At 63.8% G+C, this 16,811-nt stretch carries 19 protein-coding genes; 8 read left to right on the top strand and 11 right to left on the bottom strand.

The window, feature by feature from the left end; all coding sequences use genetic code 11:
• Positions 1–26: 26 nt before the first annotated feature.
• Positions 27–467: a hypothetical protein gene (locus HFP57_RS01365; RefSeq protein ID WP_176868087.1), complete on the top strand. Its 441-nt coding sequence runs from the start codon at positions 27–29 to the stop codon at positions 465–467.
• A gap of 3 nt (positions 468–470) precedes the next feature.
• Here HFP57_RS01365 and mltG read toward each other — a convergent pair whose 3' ends face one another.
• From mltG to fabD, 6 genes are all read right to left on the bottom strand, one after another.
• Positions 471–1,442, bottom strand: coding sequence for an endolytic transglycosylase MltG (gene mltG, locus HFP57_RS01360; protein WP_176868086.1), 972 nt, complete (start codon positions 1,440–1,442; stop codon positions 471–473).
• Between the two features lie 12 nt (positions 1,443–1,454).
• Positions 1,455–2,711 (bottom strand): beta-ketoacyl-ACP synthase II, encoded by a 1,257-nt coding sequence (gene fabF, locus HFP57_RS01355; protein WP_176868085.1) that lies wholly within the window; start codon positions 2,709–2,711, stop codon positions 1,455–1,457.
• A 135-nt stretch (positions 2,712–2,846) separates the two neighbouring features.
• Positions 2,847–3,083: an acyl carrier protein gene (locus HFP57_RS01350; protein WP_176868084.1), complete on the bottom strand. Its 237-nt coding sequence runs from the start codon at positions 3,081–3,083 to the stop codon at positions 2,847–2,849.
• Positions 3,084–3,164: 81 nt separating this feature from the next.
• Positions 3,165–3,902, bottom strand: coding sequence for a 3-oxoacyl-ACP reductase FabG (gene fabG, locus HFP57_RS01345; protein WP_176868083.1), 738 nt, complete (start codon positions 3,900–3,902; stop codon positions 3,165–3,167).
• Positions 3,903–3,961: 59 nt separating this feature from the next.
• On the bottom strand, positions 3,962–4,372 hold the full coding sequence (locus HFP57_RS01340; protein WP_246263242.1) for a GxxExxY protein: 411 nt from the start codon (positions 4,370–4,372) through the stop codon (positions 3,962–3,964).
• Positions 4,369–5,304, bottom strand: a complete 936-nt coding sequence (gene fabD / locus HFP57_RS01335; protein WP_176868082.1) for an ACP S-malonyltransferase — start codon at positions 5,302–5,304, stop codon at positions 4,369–4,371. Before fabD ends, HFP57_RS01340 begins: the two co-directional genes overlap by 4 nt.
• Before the next feature lie 91 nt (positions 5,305–5,395).
• Between fabD and HFP57_RS01330 the strand changes: the two genes are divergently transcribed.
• The 4 genes from HFP57_RS01330 (at position 5,396) to HFP57_RS01315 (ending at position 9,274) form a co-directional block, all read left to right on the top strand.
• On the top strand, positions 5,396–6,796 hold the full coding sequence (locus HFP57_RS01330; protein WP_176868081.1) for a phosphotransferase family protein: 1,401 nt from the start codon (positions 5,396–5,398) through the stop codon (positions 6,794–6,796).
• Positions 6,793–8,061, top strand: coding sequence for an acyl-CoA dehydrogenase family protein (locus tag HFP57_RS01325; RefSeq protein WP_176868080.1), 1,269 nt, complete (start codon positions 6,793–6,795; stop codon positions 8,059–8,061). Before HFP57_RS01330 ends, HFP57_RS01325 begins: the two co-directional genes overlap by 4 nt.
• Positions 8,062–8,190: 129 nt before the next feature.
• Positions 8,191–8,562 carry a VOC family protein gene (locus tag HFP57_RS01320; protein WP_176868079.1) on the top strand — a complete coding sequence of 124 codons (372 nt, stop codon included), beginning with the start codon at positions 8,191–8,193 and terminating at the stop codon, positions 8,560–8,562.
• Positions 8,563–8,578: 16 nt separating this feature from the next.
• Positions 8,579–9,274, top strand: a complete 696-nt coding sequence (locus tag HFP57_RS01315; RefSeq protein WP_176868078.1) for a helix-turn-helix transcriptional regulator — start codon at positions 8,579–8,581, stop codon at positions 9,272–9,274.
• Positions 9,275–9,300: 26 nt separating this feature from the next.
• Here HFP57_RS01315 and HFP57_RS01310 read toward each other — a convergent pair whose 3' ends face one another.
• A complete protein-coding gene (locus HFP57_RS01310) occupies positions 9,301–9,456 on the bottom strand; it encodes a DUF1328 domain-containing protein (RefSeq protein ID WP_176868077.1) in 156 nt (51 codons plus the stop codon).
• A 188-nt stretch (positions 9,457–9,644) separates the two neighbouring features.
• Here HFP57_RS01310 and HFP57_RS01305 point away from each other — a divergent pair, with 188 nt between their 5' ends.
• Entirely contained in the window at positions 9,645–10,133 is a 489-nt protein-coding gene (locus HFP57_RS01305; RefSeq protein WP_176868076.1) for a hemerythrin domain-containing protein, read from the top strand.
• Here HFP57_RS01305 and HFP57_RS01300 read toward each other — a convergent pair.
• Positions 10,130–10,870, bottom strand: a complete 741-nt coding sequence (locus HFP57_RS01300; protein ID WP_176868075.1) for a Crp/Fnr family transcriptional regulator — start codon at positions 10,868–10,870, stop codon at positions 10,130–10,132. The genes HFP57_RS01305 and HFP57_RS01300 overlap by 4 nt on opposite strands.
• Positions 10,871–11,018: 148 nt before the next feature.
• Here HFP57_RS01300 and HFP57_RS01295 point away from each other — a divergent pair, with 148 nt between their 5' ends.
• Together HFP57_RS01295 and HFP57_RS01290 are read left to right on the top strand one after the other, a co-directional pair.
• The gene (locus HFP57_RS01295; RefSeq protein ID WP_246263241.1) at positions 11,019–12,011 is read left to right on the top strand and encodes an NAD(P)H-binding protein; all 993 of its coding nucleotides are present in this window, start codon (positions 11,019–11,021) and stop codon (positions 12,009–12,011) included.
• A gap of 137 nt (positions 12,012–12,148) precedes the next feature.
• Positions 12,149–12,802 carry a hypothetical protein gene (locus tag HFP57_RS01290; RefSeq protein ID WP_176868073.1) on the top strand — a complete coding sequence of 218 codons (654 nt, stop codon included), beginning with the start codon at positions 12,149–12,151 and terminating at the stop codon, positions 12,800–12,802.
• Positions 12,803–12,820: 18 nt separating this feature from the next.
• On the opposite strand, the gene HFP57_RS01285 is transcribed toward HFP57_RS01290, so the two are convergent.
• The 3 genes from HFP57_RS01285 to HFP57_RS01275 all read right to left on the bottom strand — a co-directional run bounded on the left by HFP57_RS01285 (position 12,821) and on the right by HFP57_RS01275 (position 16,761).
• Entirely contained in the window at positions 12,821–14,317 is a 1,497-nt protein-coding gene (locus HFP57_RS01285) for a tryptophan 7-halogenase (RefSeq protein ID WP_176868072.1), read from the bottom strand.
• Positions 14,314–15,852 (bottom strand): tryptophan halogenase family protein, encoded by a 1,539-nt coding sequence (locus HFP57_RS01280; protein ID WP_176868071.1) that lies wholly within the window; start codon positions 15,850–15,852, stop codon positions 14,314–14,316. The genes HFP57_RS01285 and HFP57_RS01280 overlap by 4 nt, the downstream gene beginning before the upstream one ends.
• 66 nt (positions 15,853–15,918) lie before the next feature.
• Positions 15,919–16,761 carry a class II aldolase/adducin family protein gene (locus HFP57_RS01275; protein WP_176871085.1) on the bottom strand — a complete coding sequence of 281 codons (843 nt, stop codon included), beginning with the start codon at positions 16,759–16,761 and terminating at the stop codon, positions 15,919–15,921.
• Between the last annotated feature and the right edge of the window lie 50 nt (positions 16,762–16,811).

The following is a 16,811-nucleotide window of genomic DNA, read 5'->3' as shown; positions in this document are numbered from 1 at the left end:
CATAAGACAAATCGGTGGGGATCGCCGTGAACAAGGTTTTGAGCAGAAAGCCGCCCGGCTCGTTCTGGGCGATATCGACAGTCATACTGGTCTGGAACGCGATCGGGGTGTTTCAATATGTGATGCTGACGACGGCATCCGCCGAGCAACTCTCCCGGAGCCTGTCCGCCGCTGAGCTTGCCATTTTCCAGTCGACGCCGGGATGGGTCACGGGCGCGTTCGCGGTTGCGGTGTTCGGCGGACTGGGCGGCGCGATCGGCCTTCTCGCCCGCAAATCCTGGGCGCGCACGCTGTTCGTCGTTTCGCTGGTCGCGGTGCTGATCCAGCATGTCTGGACATTTTTCCTGAGCGGCTATCTCGACATCATGCCCGCGTCCGCCGCGATCTTCCCGATCATCGTCGTACTCGTCGGCATATTCCAGATCTGGTACGCGCGGAACGGAACCCGGCGTGGCTGGCTGCGCTAGCCGCTAATCCATCTCGCCGCGCTGCCGCCGCAAATCGTACCAGCGTTCGACATTCTCGCGATGCTCGCCATAGGACTCGGCGAACACATGCCCGCCGCTGCCGTCGGCAACGAAGAACAGCGCATCGGTTTCGGCCGGGTTGAGCACGGCTTCGATGGCCTCTCGCCCGACATTGGCGATCGGCCCGCGCGGCAGACCGGCCATGGAATAGGTGTTGTAATCGTTGCGCGCGTCGATCTCCGAGCGCCGGATGCGACGGCCCAGCGCACGTCCCTGGGTGATCGGGTAGATGATCGTCGGATCGGCCTGGAGCCGCATCCCGATCCGCAGCCGGTTAGAATAGACCCCGGCGATCAGCGGACGCTCGGAGGGTTCCGCGGTTTCCTTCTCGACGATCGAGGCGAGGATGATCGCTTCCTCGGGCGTGGAGACGGCGATATCCTCGCTCCGCGCCGCCCAGAGCGCGGCCAGTTCCTCGTCGAGCGCCAGTTGCATGCGCGCCAGTACATCCGCCCGGCTTTCGCCGCGTTCATAGGCATAGCTGTCGGCCAGGACAGATCCTTCTTCGGGAACCGGTATCTCGCCGGTCAGGAACTCGGTCGCCATCAACCGCTGATGGACGAGCACCGCCGGCATGCCTTCGGGGATCGTCACGAACCGCTGGATCGGTGGCTCTTCCTGCAAGATGCGCAACGCTTCGGATTGGCTGACCCGGGCCGGCATTTCATATTCGCCGGTCCGGATCGGGGCATTGTTGCCGAGGAACCGCGCGAAGAGAAGGAACCGGCTTTGCGACCGGATGACGCCGGCTTCCTCCAGCGTCCCCGCCGCATCGGTCAGCGTTTCGCCTTCCTGGATCACCACGGCGACCGGTTCTTCCAGCGGCCCCTCGCCGCCCCACGCGCGCAGCGCGGCGACAAGCCCGGCGATCAGCAACCCCGCAACAATGAGCCCCAGACAACCGAGCTTACGCATGACTGTTATTCCCTAAACGGCTCGCATCACGAGGCTGGCATTGGTGCCGCCGAAGCCGAAACTGTTGTTGAGCACGGCCTTCACTTCGCGCTCCTTCGCCTGGTGCGGAACGAGGTCCATGCCCTCCGTGCCGTCCTCCGGACTGTCGAGGTTCAATGTCGGCGGGACGATCTGGTCGCGGAGGGCGAGAATGCAGAAGATGGATTCCACCGCCCCGGCACCGCCCAGAAGGTGTCCGATCGCCGATTTGGTCGAACTCATCGACAGCGAATTGGCGGCATCGCCGAACAATCGCTTCACTGCATCCAGCTCGATGAGATCGGCCATGGTCGAGGTGCCGTGCGCATTGATATAGTCGATGTCGTCGGGATTTGTCCCGGCCTTGCGCAGCGCCATCTCCATCGAGCGATAGGCGCCCACGCCTTCCGGATGTGGTGCGGTAACGTGATAGGCATCGCCCGACAGGCCATAGCCGACGACTTCGGCATAGATGGTCGCGCCGCGCGCCTTGGCGCGCTCATATTCCTCGAGCACGACCACCCCGGCCCCTTCGCCCATGACGAAGCCGCTGCGATCCTTGTCATAAGGACGGCTGGCCGCCTCGGGATCGTCGTTGCGGTTGGTGCACAGCGCTTTTGCCTGGGCGAACCCTGCAATGCCGATCGGGCAGATCGCGCATTCCGATCCGCCGGCCAGCATCACATCGGCATCGTCGAGCGCGATCATCCGCGCCGCATCGCCGATCGAGTGGGCGCCGGTCGAGCAGGCGGTCACGACCGCATGGTTCGGACCCATCAGGCCGTATTTGATGCTGACCTGCCCCGAGATCAGGTTGATGAGCCGGCCGTGCACGAAATGCGGGCTGACACGGCCCGGGCCACGTTCGGCGAGGACCAGCGATTCACTCTCGATACCCGGCAGGCCGCCAATACCAGAACCGATCGAACAGCCCGCCCGCATCCGATCTTCTTCGGACATCTCGGTCAGCCCGGCATCTTCGAGCGCCTGGCCGGCGGCATCGATACCGTAGATGATGAAGGGATCGACCTGCCGCTGGACCTTGTGGTCGACGCGCAGGCCGGGATCGAACCCATAGGGATGATCGGCCGGCTTCACTTCGCAGGCGATCGTGCATTTCTGGTCGGACGGATCGAACCGGGCGATCTGGCCAGCGCCCGACTTTGCGGCGGTCAGGTTCTTCCAGCTGGTCTCGACATCGCCGCCGAGCGGCGTGACCAATCCCAGTCCGGTGACAACTACACGGCGCATTTCAGTGCCTCCCTCGTTCAAGGCCCGACAGGCGGACCCGATAACAGCAAAACGGCCCCCCGGGTATCGGACCGGGGAGCCGTTCTAATCCATCTGGCTCGGTCTTTCGACCGGGCTCCCTTATCGCAATCGCGATCAGGCGTTCTGTTTTTCGATATAGGTGATCGCATCCTTCACGGTCGCGATATCCTCGGCGGCATCGTCGGGAATTTCGACGCCGAATTCCTCTTCGAACGCCATGACCAGTTCGACGATATCGAGGCTGTCCGCGCCCAGATCATCGATAAAGGCCGCATCTTCGGTAACCTTGTCGGCCTCGACGCCGAGATGCTCGGTGACGATCTTTTTCACCCGATCGGCAGTATCGCTCATGGAATATCCTTTGCTCTTATGTTTCCCGGTTTTCCTAAAGGGCAGCGCTTTCTGGCGCAAGCCCGTTCATCTGACGGCAAGCTATAACATCGCCATTCCGCCGTTCACATGCAAGGTTTCGCCGGTAATATAGGCCGCCTCGTCCGATGCGAGATAGGCGACGGCGGCGGCGATATCCTCGCCCTCGCCCAGTTTTCCGGCCGGAATCCGGGTCATCAGCGCCTCTTTCTGCGCATCGGGCAGTTCCTCCGTCATCGCGGATCGGATAAAGCCCGGAGCGACGCAATTCACCGTGATCCCGCGGCTCGCGACCTCTTGGGCCAGCGCCTTGGACATGCCCACCAGACCGGCCTTGGAGGCCGCATAATTGGCCTGTCCCGGATTGCCGGTGGCGCCCACGACCGACGTGATCGAGATGATCCGCCCGCCCTTCGCCTTCATCATCGGGCGCAGCGAGGCGCGCGCCAGCCGGAATGCGGCTTCCAGGTTGATGCGAATGACGTCGCTCCATTCCTCGTCCTTCATCCGCATCGCGAGATTGTCGCGCGTCACACCGGCATTGTTGACGAGGATATCGAGCTGCCCGAGCGCCTCGATCGCCGCGGGGATCAGCGCATCGACCGCTTCCGGATCGGAGAGGTTGCACGGCAAAATCACCGGATCGCCGCCGATCGCCGCCGCCACCGCCTTGAGCGCCTCGTCGCGCGTGCCGGACAGCGCGACTTTCGCGCCCTGCGCCGCCAGCGCCTTGGCGATCGCGGACCCGATGCCGCCCGACGCGCCGGTCACCAGCGCGGTTTTGCCTGAAAGATCGAACATGGGATTGCCTTTTGATTTTGGGTGGATGGATACACGCGAAGACGCAAAGACGCGAAGTATCAATAATTGTTGACGACGCGATGGAGGCCTTCTTTGAGAGTTGCTCCGCCAAAGTTGATAAGCAGCCCAAGGGGCTGCTTTGTCAATTTGAGATAGGTCAGCAACTGCTTTTGATGGACACGGCTTAAACGCTCTACCGATTTCACCTCGATCAACACGCAGTCATCGACTAGCAAGTCGATCCTGAACGCGGCATCGAAGCGCAAATCCTTGTATTCTATATCAACCGGGCGCTGACGAATGATCGAATGGCCCCGCCGTTCCAGTTCGGCGGCCAGGACCATCTCGTACACGCTTTCCAGCAATCCGGGCCCCAGATCTTTATGCAGTGCGAGCGCGGCATCTATGATGTCCGTGGCGACTGCCTCGCGATCAACTCCTTCGCGTCTTTGCGTCTTCGCGTGATTCACGATTGTCTCGCCAGCGCCTCGATATCGTCCATCGAGACAACGCTCTTCTGGTCAGCGTCGGGCGCGATGCGTTTGACCATCGGCGCAACGACCTTGCCGCCGAACTCGACAAACTGGTTCACGCCCTCGTCCGCCATCGCCGCGATGCTTTCGCGCCAGCGGACCATCGCCGTCACCTGCTCTACCAGAAGCCCGCGGATCGCCTCATGCTCGCCGACCGCCGAGGCTGTGACATTCGCATAGAGCATCGCGGACAGCGGATGGATTTCGACACCAGCCAGCGCCTCTTCCATCGCATCGGCCGCGGGCTTCATCAGCGGGCAGTGAAACGGCGCCGATACGGTGAGCGGCATCGCACGGCGCGCCCCCTTTTCCTTCGCCATCTCGCAGGCCCTGTCGACCGCCGCCTTGTGGCCGGAAATCACGATCTGACCCGGCGCATTGTCATTGGCGATCACACAAACCTCGCCCTGGGCGGCAGCCTCGGCCACTTCCTGCGCAGGCGCGAAATCGAGGCCCAGAAACACCGCCATCGCCCCCTCGCCCACCGGCACAGCCGCCTGCATCGCCTGGCCGCGTCGTTTGAGCAAACGCGCCGTCGTGGCGAGATCGAACCCGCCGGCCGCGCAGAGCGCCGTATATTCGCCCAGGCTGTGCCCGGCGACGAAATCGGCCGTGTCGGCAAGCGTGACACCGCCCTCTTTCTCGAGCACCCGCAAGGTGGCGATCGCGTTCGCCATGATCGCGGGCTGGGCATTCTCGGTCAGCGTCAGCTCGTCCTCGGGCCCTTCGCGCATCAGCTTGGAAAGTTTCTGCCCGAGCGTCTCGTCCACCTCCTCGAACGTTTCCCGCGCCACCGCGCTCGCTTCGGCTAGCGCGGCGCCCATGCCGACGGCCTGGCTGCCCTGCCCCGGAAAGATGAATGCCCGCATGATAGACCCCTGTTGTTTGCGTTCCGACTAGGCAGCGCCGCATCGCGATGCAAGCGTTGAAGGCCCGTCCGGTTGCCGCTAGCGTCAACCCATGTCCGACCCTGCCTTCGAAACCCAGCTCGCCGCCTTTTGCGCGCGCCTGTTCGACGAAGATGCGGAGATCGCCAATCTCAGACGGCTGACCGGCGGCGCGAACATGGAAAGCTGGGGCTTCGATTATGGGACACGAAAGCTCGTCCTGCGCCGCGCGCCGGGCAGCGGCGAACGCAGCGAAGAGCTGGCGCGCATTTCGATGGAAAGCGAGGCGCGGCTGATCGCGCTGGCCTGCGACCGCGATATCGCGGCACCGCCGATGCTCGGTATTCTCGAACCGGATGACGGACTGGGCAAAGGCTATCTGATGGCCCGGATCGCAGGCGAAACCCTGCCGCACAAAATCCTCGGCAATCCGGAATTTGCCGAGGCCGAACAGGTCCTGGCGAGACAATGCGCGATGGAGCTGGCCAAAATCCACGCCGTTCCGCTCGACATGCTGCCCGCAAACATCCCGTACGACGAAACGGCGGCCGTGCTCGCCGATCTCGGCGAGCGCTACCGCGATTCCGGCGCGGCGATGCCGGTGTTCGATTACGCGCTGCGCTGGCTGGAGGATCACCTCCCGGCGCCCGGCGAACCCCGTCTGCTCCACGGCGATTTCCGCATGGGCAATCTGATGATCGACGGGAACGGCATCGCGGCGATCCTCGACTGGGAGCTCGCCCATATCGGCGATCCGGCACAGGATCTCGCCTATATCTGCACGCCGAGCTGGCGCTTCACCCGGCATGACAGGCCGGTCGGCGGTTTTGCCGAGATCGAACCGTTTCTCGCCGCCTATGCCGAAGCCGGCGGTGCGCCCGTCGACCGCGCGCGCTTCGATTTCTGGCTGATCTACTCGACTCTCTGGTGGGGCGTCTGCTGTCTCGGCATGACGGAGATATGGCGGTCGGGCCGCGACCGCAGCCTGGAGCGGGTGGTCATCGGACGGCGGGTGAGCGAGGTCGAGGTCGATCTGCTGCTGCTCTTCGATCCGGTGGTCGGCGAGAGCAAGGGCCGGACCATCGAATGGCCGCCGCCCGAGCCGCCCGCCCGTGACGGCGAAACGCACAGCGCCGAATTGCTCGAAGCGCTGATCGGCTGGGACAGCGACGAGGTGATCCCGAACGCCAAGGGCCGCGACCTTTTCCAGGCGCGCGTGGCCAAGAACGCCATGGGTATGCTGCAACGCGAAACCGAATTGGGACCGATCTTCGCGGCACGGCAGCAGGAGCGGCTCGACGGGCTCGGTCTGACGGTCGATGGACTGCGCGACGGTCTCGCCGATGGCAGCCTCTCCCCGACCGACCCGGCCTTGCTCGCCCATCTGCGCCTGACCGCACTCGAACGCCTGTCCATCGACCAGCCCAAATATCCCGGCCTCGCCGCCGCCCTCAAACAGTGGAGCCGCCCATGAGTTTCGAAATTCCCCAGGAGATCGAGGATTATCTCGGCGAACTCGATAGTTTTATCGAGGCCGAGATCAGGCCGCTCGAGCAGCAGGACGACAATATCCGTTTCTTCGACCATCGCCGCGAACATGCGCGGACCGACTGGGATAACAACGGTCTGCCGCGCAAGGAATGGGAGGAGCTGCTCGTCGAGATGCGCCGCCGCGCCGATGCCGCCGGCCATTATCGCTTCGCGCTGCCCAAGGAGTTCGGCGGCAAGGACGGGTCCAACCTCGCGATGGCGCGTATTCGCGAGCATCTCGCGCACAAGGGGCTGGGCCTCCACAACGATCTGCAGAATGAGAGCTCGATCGTCGGCAATCTCGTCCAGCCGCTGATGGTCCGCGATTTCGGGACCGAGGAGCAGAAGCGCGACTTCATCCCCGCGATGCTCGAAGGCAAGATGCGCTGGACGTTCGGGCTGACCGAGGAAGCGCATGGCTCGGACGCCACCCATATGGAAACGCGCGGCGTTCCGGAGACGCGCGACGGCGTCGATGGCTGGCGGATCAACGGCGAGAAGATGTGGACCACCGGAAGCCATGTGGCGACCCATTGCATGGTTTTCGCGCGGACGAGCGGCGATGACGGCGCGGCGAAGGGCATCACCTGCTTCATCGTCCCCGCCGACGCGCAGGGCTTCGAGGTCGGCGAATATCTGTGGACGTTCAATATGCCGACCGACCACCCCAAGGTATCGCTGACCGATGTCTGGGTGCCGGGCGATGCGATCCTCGGCGATCCGGAATGGGGCCTCGCCTGCGCGCAGCATTTCGTCCACGAAAACCGTATCCGCCAGGCCGCTTCATCCCTAGGCGCGGCGCAATATTGCATCGATGAATCGGTGCGATACGCCGGCGAGCGCAAGCCCTTCGGCAAGCCGCTCTCCGCCAACCAGGCGATCCAGTTTCCGCTGGTCGAGCTGCAGACCGATGCCGAGATGCTCCGTCTGCTGATCTACAAGACCGCCTGGCAGATGGACCAGATGCCCAAGACGGAGGTTGCCAAGCGACTCTCCGACAAGGTCTCCATGTGCAACTATCGCGCGAACCGGCTCGTCTGCGACGCAGCGGACCGCGCGATGCAGGTCCATGGCGGCATAGGCTATTCGCGGCACAAACCGTTCGAGCATATCTATCGCCATCACCGGCGCTACCGGATCACCGAGGGCGCGGAGGAAATCCAGATGCGCAAGGTGGGTGGCCATCTGTTCGGCTATATCGGCAGCTGACCGCCGCATGATCGATATTCGCACAATATTTCCGCGCGTCGGTAAACCGCCCGATCACTCCTGACACAACCCTGTCAGGAGGGGTATGGCATTAACGGCTTGGTCCCAACGCAAGGAAGGAACAAGCCAATGACCGAAGTCTATCCCAACCGAATCGTCTGGGCGGAAATCCCCGTCACGGATCTCGACCGCGCCGTAGGATTCTATGAAAAAGTGATCGGCGAACCGCTGAAACGCGACGATACCGGCCCCAATCCGATGGCAATGCTGCCCTATCCGGGTGGCGTCGGCGCGGCCGGCCATCTCTATCCCGGCGCACCCGCCGGCAAGGGTGAAGGCATCACCGCGCATCTCGCCGTCGATTGCGAACTCGACGATGCGATGGCACGGGTCGGCGAAGCGGGCGGCGAGATCGTCTCCGATGTGATCTCGATCCCCGCCGGATCCTTCTTCTATGCGATCGATACCGAGGGCAATTCGCTCGGCATCTTCAAGATCTAGCGTCTATAACCGCCCGATGCGCCGAGCCGACCGCCTGTTCCAGATCGTGCAATATCTGCGCGGCGGTCGGCTCGTCACTGCGGCGATGCTGGCCGAACGGCTCGAAGTCTCCGAGCGGACCATCTATCGCGATATCGCCGATCTCCAGTCGACCGGCGTTCCGATCGATGGCGAGGCCGGCGTCGGCTACGTCATGCGCGGCGGGTTCGATCTTCCTCCCCTGATGTTCACCCATGACGAGATTGTCGCACTGGTCGCGGGCGCCCGGATGGTCCGGTCCTGGGGCGGCGTGACGATGGCCCGCGCGGCCGAGGAGGCGCTGGTCAAGATCGAGGCCGTGCTCCCCGAAAAAGAACGCGACCGCGCCGCCAACACGCAGATTTTCGCGCCGCCGATGGGCATCACCGAAGAGACGCGACAGCTGATCGATGAATGCGAGGCGGCCATCGAGGCGCGCGACGTCCTCTCCTTCGACTATCGCGACGAGACCGGCGCCGCGACCAGCCGCTCGGTCCAGCCGCTCGGCCTGTGGTTCTGGGGCAAGGTCTGGACGCTCATCGCCTGGTGCGAGCTGCGCGAGGATTTCCGGATGTTCCGGCTCGACCGGATGATCGACGCCCACCCTGCCGGCCGGACCTACCGGCCCGTGCCCGAACGTTCGCTTGCCGAATGCCTGCGGCAGATCGAAGCGAAATACGGCCCCCAGCGCTAGCGCCGGGGGCCGGCCCACCGCCCCATCTAGACCTTGCCGCGCACGAAATGCAGGACGAGGAAGACCAGAAACAAAATGCCCGCGCCATAGGCCAGGAACATCGCGAAACCGGCGACGCCGCCCAGCCCGAGCAAGGCGGCAACGATCGCGATCGCGAGAAATATCAAAGCCCAACGCAGCATAATCCGTCTCCTTTTTGTCGCCGCTGGCTGCGGCGATTCGCACCTTGGGCGTGCAAAATCCGGGCGGCATTAGCTTTTGCTTATTCGCGCTTGATTTCGCTCATGTAACGTCGCCGGGCTGCACGGACTTCTCGGGCAGACCGGCTTCAAGACGGCGGCAGCGCGTATATTCGAACGGAGTAACGCCGATGGACATAATCGACCGCCTCAACGGTGATCACCGGACCCTCAAGCAATTCCTGGCCGTGATGAACGAGGAAGGCGCGTCCGATGTGGCGCGCCGGCGCTCGCTGTCGCATTTCAAACGGCTCTACTATGCCCATAGCGTCGCCGAGGAGATGGTGGTCTACAACGCGCTGGAAGGCCGGATGCCGCAGTGGAACGATCTCGCCCATATCGGCCACGCCGAGCACAATGTGGCGACCGAGCTACTGACCAGGCTCTCGGAAGCCGGGGAAGAACCGGCCGAAGACTGGGATCATGATGCGCGGTTGCTGGAAGAGATCGTCTGCGGGCATATCGACGACGAAGAGGCCGAGATGGTCCCCGCCGTCCAGGAATTTTTCGGTTCCGCCGATCGGGCATCCATGATCGATCGCTATGACCGCGCGAAGAAAATCGCGTTGACCGACCTCAGCGAGGATCCGGCCGCACAAACCGCTTCCGCGTCGTCCTAACTCTGCGGCGGCGGGAACCAGCTCGTATCGACTTCCCTGTACCGGTCGGAAAAGGACGAGATGTCGCACAGAAAGTCTTCGCGGAGGATCTCGATCCGCCTGCCATCGCGCCGGATTGCGAAATCTTCCTGCTCGAGCTCGCGGAGCAGCCGGTTGACGTGAATCTTGTTGAGGCCAATGGCATCGCCGATGTCGGCCTGGGTCAAGGTCATGTCCAGATGGGTGATCATTTCGTCTCGCGTCGCCCGGATCCGACTGACGATCTCCATGAGGAAGCCCGCCAGCCTTCCCTTCCCGGGAGAGCTGCCCAGCACTTTCAGCCGGTCGGAGAGCGTCACATTCTCGAGCATACCCAGTGCGTAGACCAGCGCCGCGAGCCTGGGATGCGCGTCGAACAGTCGGCCCAGCGCGTTTTTCGGAAAGCGGCACAATGTCGCAGGTTCGCCGGCAACGACGCTCGAACCCGCCTCGTCGAACGCGATGCTGGCGGTCCCCAATATGTCGCCGGGATAGTGGAGCAGCAGGATCTGCCGGCTGCCGTCCGCGAGCATATTGCTCGAATATAGCCAACCGTGCTGTACAATGTAGAGCGTATCCGCGTCGTCGCCTTCCTCGATAATCGTTTCGCCGGCTGCATAATCCCTGGGCGATTTTTCAAGTTCGGTAAGCGCGCCCTTTTCACGATCGGTGAGCTGGAGAAAAATATCGAGCTTATGAACCAGGCAAGAATCTGTCATATGACGCCCCTCATCGCGCGCCCGACCGCTAGTTATCAGCAAGTCTCGGGAAACGTGACACTATCCTTGCTCCAACGGACGGAGGATTTCAATTGGAGGCGATACGGGGCTCCGAAATCCCGCTGACAATGATGCGGTGCAAGAACCCGTGACAACGCAGCGGATCTTCGTCCTCGGCGCCACGGGCACGATCGGCCGGCCGACGGTCCAAGCGCTCCTGCGGCGCGGTCATGAAGTCGTCTGCTTCGTCCGGCGCCGTGCCGCGAGCGGCGGCCGGCTGGCGCCCGACGACATCGCGAGACCGCTGCACGGCGCCGAGCTGCGATATGGAGATGTCACCGACGCGGAATCCCTCGCCAATCAGGGTTTTCGCGGCGAACGGTTCGATGCGCTTGTCTCCTGCATGGCGTCGCGCACCGGCGCGCCGCGGGATGCATGGGCGATCGACCATGACGCCCATATGACCGCGCTTTCCGCCGCCGAGGCGGCCGGTGTTCGGCATATGGTGCTGCTCTCGGCATTGTGTGTGCAAAAGCCGCTGCTTGCCTTTCAGCAGGCCAAGCTGGCCTTCGAACGGCGGCTGATGGCCTCGGGCCTCGCCTATTCGATCGTCCGGCCGACCGCCTTTTTCAAGTCGCTGTCGGGCCAGGTGGACCGGGTCAGACAGGGCAAATCCTTCCTGCTGTTCGGCGACGGCACGCTCACCGCCTGCAAGCCGATCGGCGATGCCGATCTCGCCGACTATCTTGCCGATTGTCTCGACGATGCAACCCGTCATAACCGGATATTGCCGATCGGCGGGCCGGGCGAGGCGATCACGCCGAAAGACCAGGCCGAGCATCTCTTCGCCCTGCTCGGCCGCGAACCCCGCTTCACCCATGTGCCGGTCCGGCTGCTCGACGCGATCATCGGCACGCTGGGCGCGATCGGCAGGATCGTCCCGGCGGCGGCGGACAAGGCCGAGCTGGCGCGCATCGGCCGCTATTATGCTACCGAGTCGATGCTGGTGCTGAATCCGGACACCGGCCGCTATGATGCGGCGGCCACCCCCTCGACCGGCTCCGAAACGCTGTTCGATTTCTACGCGCGCCTGATCGCCGGCGAGGCCTCGGTCGACCGCGGCGACCATGCGGTATTTTGACGAAGACTGCCAGCGATCCGCGGCTCGCAAGCGGAGCCAGCCTGTCGGTCGAGCGGCGATTGTGCAATAGATCGTAACCTCCCGGCCTCCGGCGCCGAAGCTCAGGCATCATCTTTTTCCGAACAAGGGGCATTTCGATGGATACGACCACCCGCCGCACAGGCATTCTGATTGCCGCCGCGCTGATCCTCACCGTCATTACGCAGATCGCCTATATGATGATGCTGGGCGGCCCCCAAGCAGCCGATCCGAATGTCGGCGTCACCAATGCCGATGTCGCCCGCTATTTCACCGAGCGCTGGGCGGAGATCGCCACCGTCTGGACGATCGAGCTGGCGGCTTTCGCCGTCATCGCGGTCGCCGCGCTCGTCGCAATGGTCCGCGGCGCGCCGGCGCCGGCGGCCTGGGCCGCATTGCTGTTTTCGGGCGTGTTCAACGTCATCCAGGTCGGCATCGGCCTGTCGATGTTCCGGCCGGCTGCACTGGCCGGCGAAGCGCTCGCGCCCGTCTTCTCGGTCGTCGTCGGCGGCGCGTTCCTGTTCTATTTCCTCGCCAAGGTGTTGCTCGCTCTCGCCGGGATCGGCTTCGGCCTCCTGCTGTTTGCCCGTGAAAAGGCATCCGCCAAGGTCGTGGGAGCGCTCAGCATCCTCGTCGGACTCGTCGCCGCGGCGCTGAACATCCTCGCCATTCCGCAGGGCATGGCGCTGGTTTTCGAGGCCGGCGCGGCCGGCACTGCAGCGGCGCTGACAACCGCGATCGCGGTATGGCTGGTGACGCGGCAGGACGCTTAGCGGGCCAATCGGCTGCGATTACAGCGTTCCCTCGGCAAAATCCTGCCGATAGCGGGCCAGATCCGGCATGTAATCGATGGCCTGGGTGAAAGCGTCGACCATGCGCTTCAGGACCGGTTGGACATGGCGCATGTCGATCGACTGCGCCGCGGGGTCGTACCGCTCCGGCACGACGCCGAAGCCGATCATCATGTCAATCCACGTCTGGCGGTCGAACTGCTCATTGTCGAAGGTGACGAAGCGCCCGCGGCTTCGGAACTGTTCGAGCCGGATTGCCAGGGTTTCGGGAAGCGCGGCCTCGCGCATGCCGGCCCAGGGCGCATCGTTCCGGCCGTTCAGGACTAGCGGCAGCAGGAGGAAGTCGCGAATCTGCTCGGCCGAACGGGCCTGTTTGCGATTGAATTCGGTCGCCTCGATATCCATGCGCCGGGTGGCCGGCAGGCAGCGCACGAGATGCAGCGCCTGTTCGTGCAGCAACCGCATATCGGCGGACTGGTGCGGCCCGAAACGCACCGCTGCGCTGCCCAGTCGCGCGAGATTTCCCGTCCACGGTGCGTCCGTGATGCGGGGCTCGAACGGACGCGATTCCGCCGAGGACGCGACCAGCCGCTGCGCCACCGCTTCGTCCATGGCGCCGGACGTGAACAGCAGTTCCGAAACGGCACCATCGCCGAGCGGCGTCGCTATCGACAGGCCGCCCGGCAGGGCCTTGGCCACTGTATGGCTGTGGTCCGGCCGTGCTTCTCCGCCCCGGCCACTCAGGACCCGGTCGAAGGCCAGGATATCGGTCAGCCGCTGCGCATCGGGCGTGCACTCTTCAGGCAACACGCCCGACAGCGCGCCCGAAACATCGACGAAGAAATCCGCGGTGATCGCCCGTCCGTCGGCCAGCCCGACCGAGCGGATATAGCCCTCGTCGGAATCGATGTCGGCGCCGACTGGCGATGCCTCGAATATCTGCGCGGCGGACGCCGGGAAGCGGTCCTTCAGGAACGCTGCATAGGCGGTGCGATCGCACTGGACCGTTGGGCCGAGCATGGTCAGCGGGGATCCGCGATCGTCCGTGGGGAAGGAGAATTTTCCGGCCAAGGCCGCGCGCGCGGCAAAGCGGAACGGCTCGAGGAGATGGGCCAGCTTTTCGGGCTCTTCGTACATCGACGCCGCCCGCAACATGATGTGATGCAGAGCGATGCCGTTGATAGCCGGGACGGTGCCGGACGGCGCCGCGAAGAAACGGCCGCCCTCGCCGTGCCAGTCGCGATGATCCGTCCCCAGTCCCAAGGTCCCGTTGCAGTGCCGGACCAGATCGCGGACCGTCACGCCGATGCACTCATGAAACGGATTGTCGCAGGCCAGGGTAAGTGCGCCCGGCGGGGCCGGTTCGCCCGGATCTTCGATAATCGTCAGGCGGATGCGGCCGGGCAGGTTTTTCGCCAGCAGGGCGGCGACCGGCCAGATTTCATCGCGCTTGCCGAACATCGCAATGGTGGAAAGCGGCGAAGGGTCCTGCGTCATGCTGCGCCCGCCCGCGAGCCGCCGAAAGACGCGCCATAGCCGTCGATAAACGCCAGGTGATCGCTCGTCTTCCGGACCGCACCGGAGATCGAAACATGTATCCGTTCGAGATCGGCCGCGATCTCGTCCGCCGTCATCATCTCGGTCCGCGGATCGACGGACTGGGGCAGGATATTCTGGCCGATAAAGACCGACAGCCAGCTGGGCGGCTGGAACAGGCCGCTCTCATATTCGGGCACGATCCCCCGGCGTCGAAACGCGTCGATCTTGTAGGCGAGGCTGTCCGGCCATTCCATTTCGCGCATGTCGCGCCACAGCGCGGCATCGTCGCGCTGGGTGGCGACATAATGCAGCATGAGGAAATCCCGGATCCGCTCGAATTCGAGGTCCATCAGCCGGTTATACTCGTTAACGTCTGCGGCAGCGCACTGCTTCTCGGGAAACAGCTCGAGAAGATTGGTGATGCCGCTCTGGATCAGATCGATGCTCGTCGATTCCAGCGGCTCGAGGAACCCGCCCGACAAGCCGATGGCGACGCAATTCCGGTTCCACAACCTGCGCCGTTTCCCGGTCTTGAAGAACAGTTGCTTGGGATCGGCCAGCGGTTCGCCCTCCAGGGTCGTCATCAGCTGGTCGAGCGCGTCCTGGTCGTCGATATAGCGGTCGCAATAGACATGGCCGTTGCCGATCCGATGCTGGAGCGGGATCCGCCACTGCCAGCCGCCAGTGCGCGCCGTCGACCGCGTATAGGGGCCGACCGTACCCTTTATGGCGCAGGGAACCGCCCAGGCCCGGTTGCACGGCAGATAGCCGCTCCAGTCCTCATAGCCCGTTTCCAGCTCCTGCTCGATCAGCAGGCCGCGAAAGCCGGAACAGTCGATAAACAGGTCGCCCGCTATCTCTTCGCCGGATTCCAGCGCGATCGCCGCGATGAACCCGCTTTCGCCATCCGTCCGGACCGAGACCACCTTGCCCTCCACGCGTTTCGTGCCGCGCTCCTGCGCGAAGGCGGCGAGAAACGCGCCGTACAGGCTGGCATCGAACTGAAAGGCATAGGAATAGGCCGACAGGCCGGATTCGGGTTCGTCGTCCGGCAAGGCGAACCGGTTATGCTGCGCCGCCACGATCGGATAGCAATAGTCGCCGAACGGCGCGGCCCCGCGCGCCGCGTTCAGCCTCGCCCAGTAATGATGGAAATCCGCCGGTCCGATCGCCTCGCCATGGGCGCCGAACGGGTGGAAATAGCGGTCGCCGATCCGGCCCCAGTCGCAAAACTCGATGCCGAGCTTGATGGTCGCGCTGGTCCGCGCCATCATCCCGGCCTCGTCGATGCCCAGCGACCGGTTAAAATCCCGGATCTGCGGCAGGGTCGCCTCGCCGACGCCGACGGTTCCGATCTCCGCGGACTCCACCAGGGTGATCGACACCCCCATTCCCGAAAATCTATGGGCGAACGCCGCGGCGGTCATCCAGCCCGCGGTCCCTCCCCCGACAATTACGATGCTTCGGACCTGCCGGTCCGGCCGGTCGCTCACTTCAAACCTCCCCCGACGTCCCGATTGTCCGGCCGAACCGGAGCAAGGATCGAATCCGCGAACGCCTCAATAATCGAAACCGGGATTCACGCGATTGAGTTTCCGGATCAGCCCGGGCCAGACGAGATTGTCGCCCAGGCCCTTGATAAAGGCCGGTGCAACCTGCTCGAAAACTCGATGCGCCATCTCTTCGCTTTCCTCGTGCAGATGCTCGGCGCCGCCGACAGACTGCGCGAGGATCTGCGTCTTGCAGGCATTCTCCAGGAAATACATGCGCAGGAACGCGATCGCGCAATTCTCGCCAAGGGTCAGCGTGCCGTGATTGCGCAGGATCAGCAGGTTCTTCTCGCCGATATCGGCGATCAGCCGTTCGCGTTCGTCGAGGTCGAGCGCGATGCCCTCATAGTCGTGATAGGCGAGATCGTCATAGACCTGCATCGAGAATTGCGTGTAGCGGCGCAGCCCCTCCTTCTGCACCGACACCGCGATCCCGTAGGGCGTATGGACATGGATCACGCATCCGGCATCCTCGCGCGCACTGTGCACGGCGCTGTGAATGGTAAAGCCCGCCGGATTGACGAAATAGGGCGTCTCCTGTTTCGCATTGCCGTCGAGATCGATCTTGACCAGCGAGGACGCCGTCATCTCGTCGAACATCACGCCATAGGGGTTGATCAGGAACCGCTCCTCGCCGTCCTCGTCCGGCAGGCGCACGGAAATGTGCGTAAACACCAGATCGGTCCATGCATGCATCGCGCATAGCCGGTAGGTGGCCGCCAGCTCGCAGCGGAGCCGCCACTCGGTGTCGGATACCTTGCCCTCGAGGCGATCGATCTGTGTCGGATCCGGGATATCGAACCCCTGATCCACGTCCAATGCGGTTGCCGTTTCCTTCACTGCCGTCGCCATCATCGATCTCCCTACTTCGCGCCGCCACCATATCGCCGAATCGCGCGCGC

This window comes from Parasphingopyxis algicola (assembly GCF_013378075.1).
GTDB lineage: Bacteria > Pseudomonadota > Alphaproteobacteria > Sphingomonadales > Sphingomonadaceae > Parasphingopyxis > Parasphingopyxis algicola.
Note: the sequence above shows the minus strand (reverse complement) of the source record. Positions and strands in the feature narration are given on the sequence as shown.

What these genes read in the sequence shown, in the direction of transcription:
- mltG (WP_176868086.1), bottom strand. Translation starts at nt 1,442, where the DNA reads ATGCGTAAGCTCGGTTGTCTGGGGCTCATTGTTGCGGGGTTGCTGATC.
- fabF (WP_176868085.1), bottom strand. Translation starts at nt 2,711, where the DNA reads ATGCGCCGTGTAGTTGTCACCGGACTGGGATTGGTCACGCCGCTCGGC.
- HFP57_RS01350 (WP_176868084.1), bottom strand. Translation starts at nt 3,083, where the DNA reads ATGAGCGATACTGCCGATCGGGTGAAAAAGATCGTCACCGAGCATCTC.
- fabG (WP_176868083.1), bottom strand. Translation starts at nt 3,902, where the DNA reads ATGTTCGATCTTTCAGGCAAAACCGCGCTGGTGACCGGCGCGTCGGGC.
- fabD (WP_176868082.1), bottom strand. Translation starts at nt 5,304, where the DNA reads ATGCGGGCATTCATCTTTCCGGGGCAGGGCAGCCAGGCCGTCGGCATG.
- HFP57_RS01330 (WP_176868081.1), top strand. Translation starts at nt 5,396, where the DNA reads ATGTCCGACCCTGCCTTCGAAACCCAGCTCGCCGCCTTTTGCGCGCGC.
- HFP57_RS01325 (WP_176868080.1), top strand. Translation starts at nt 6,793, where the DNA reads ATGAGTTTCGAAATTCCCCAGGAGATCGAGGATTATCTCGGCGAACTC.
- HFP57_RS01320 (WP_176868079.1), top strand. Translation starts at nt 8,191, where the DNA reads ATGACCGAAGTCTATCCCAACCGAATCGTCTGGGCGGAAATCCCCGTC.
- HFP57_RS01315 (WP_176868078.1), top strand. Translation starts at nt 8,579, where the DNA reads ATGCGCCGAGCCGACCGCCTGTTCCAGATCGTGCAATATCTGCGCGGC.
- HFP57_RS01310 (WP_176868077.1), bottom strand. Translation starts at nt 9,456, where the DNA reads ATGCTGCGTTGGGCTTTGATATTTCTCGCGATCGCGATCGTTGCCGCC.
- HFP57_RS01305 (WP_176868076.1), top strand. Translation starts at nt 9,645, where the DNA reads ATGGACATAATCGACCGCCTCAACGGTGATCACCGGACCCTCAAGCAA.
- HFP57_RS01300 (WP_176868075.1), bottom strand. Translation starts at nt 10,870, where the DNA reads ATGACAGATTCTTGCCTGGTTCATAAGCTCGATATTTTTCTCCAGCTC.
- HFP57_RS01290 (WP_176868073.1), top strand. Translation starts at nt 12,149, where the DNA reads ATGGATACGACCACCCGCCGCACAGGCATTCTGATTGCCGCCGCGCTG.
- HFP57_RS01285 (WP_176868072.1), bottom strand. Translation starts at nt 14,317, where the DNA reads ATGACGCAGGACCCTTCGCCGCTTTCCACCATTGCGATGTTCGGCAAG.
- HFP57_RS01275 (WP_176871085.1), bottom strand. Translation starts at nt 16,761, where the DNA reads ATGGCGACGGCAGTGAAGGAAACGGCAACCGCATTGGACGTGGATCAG.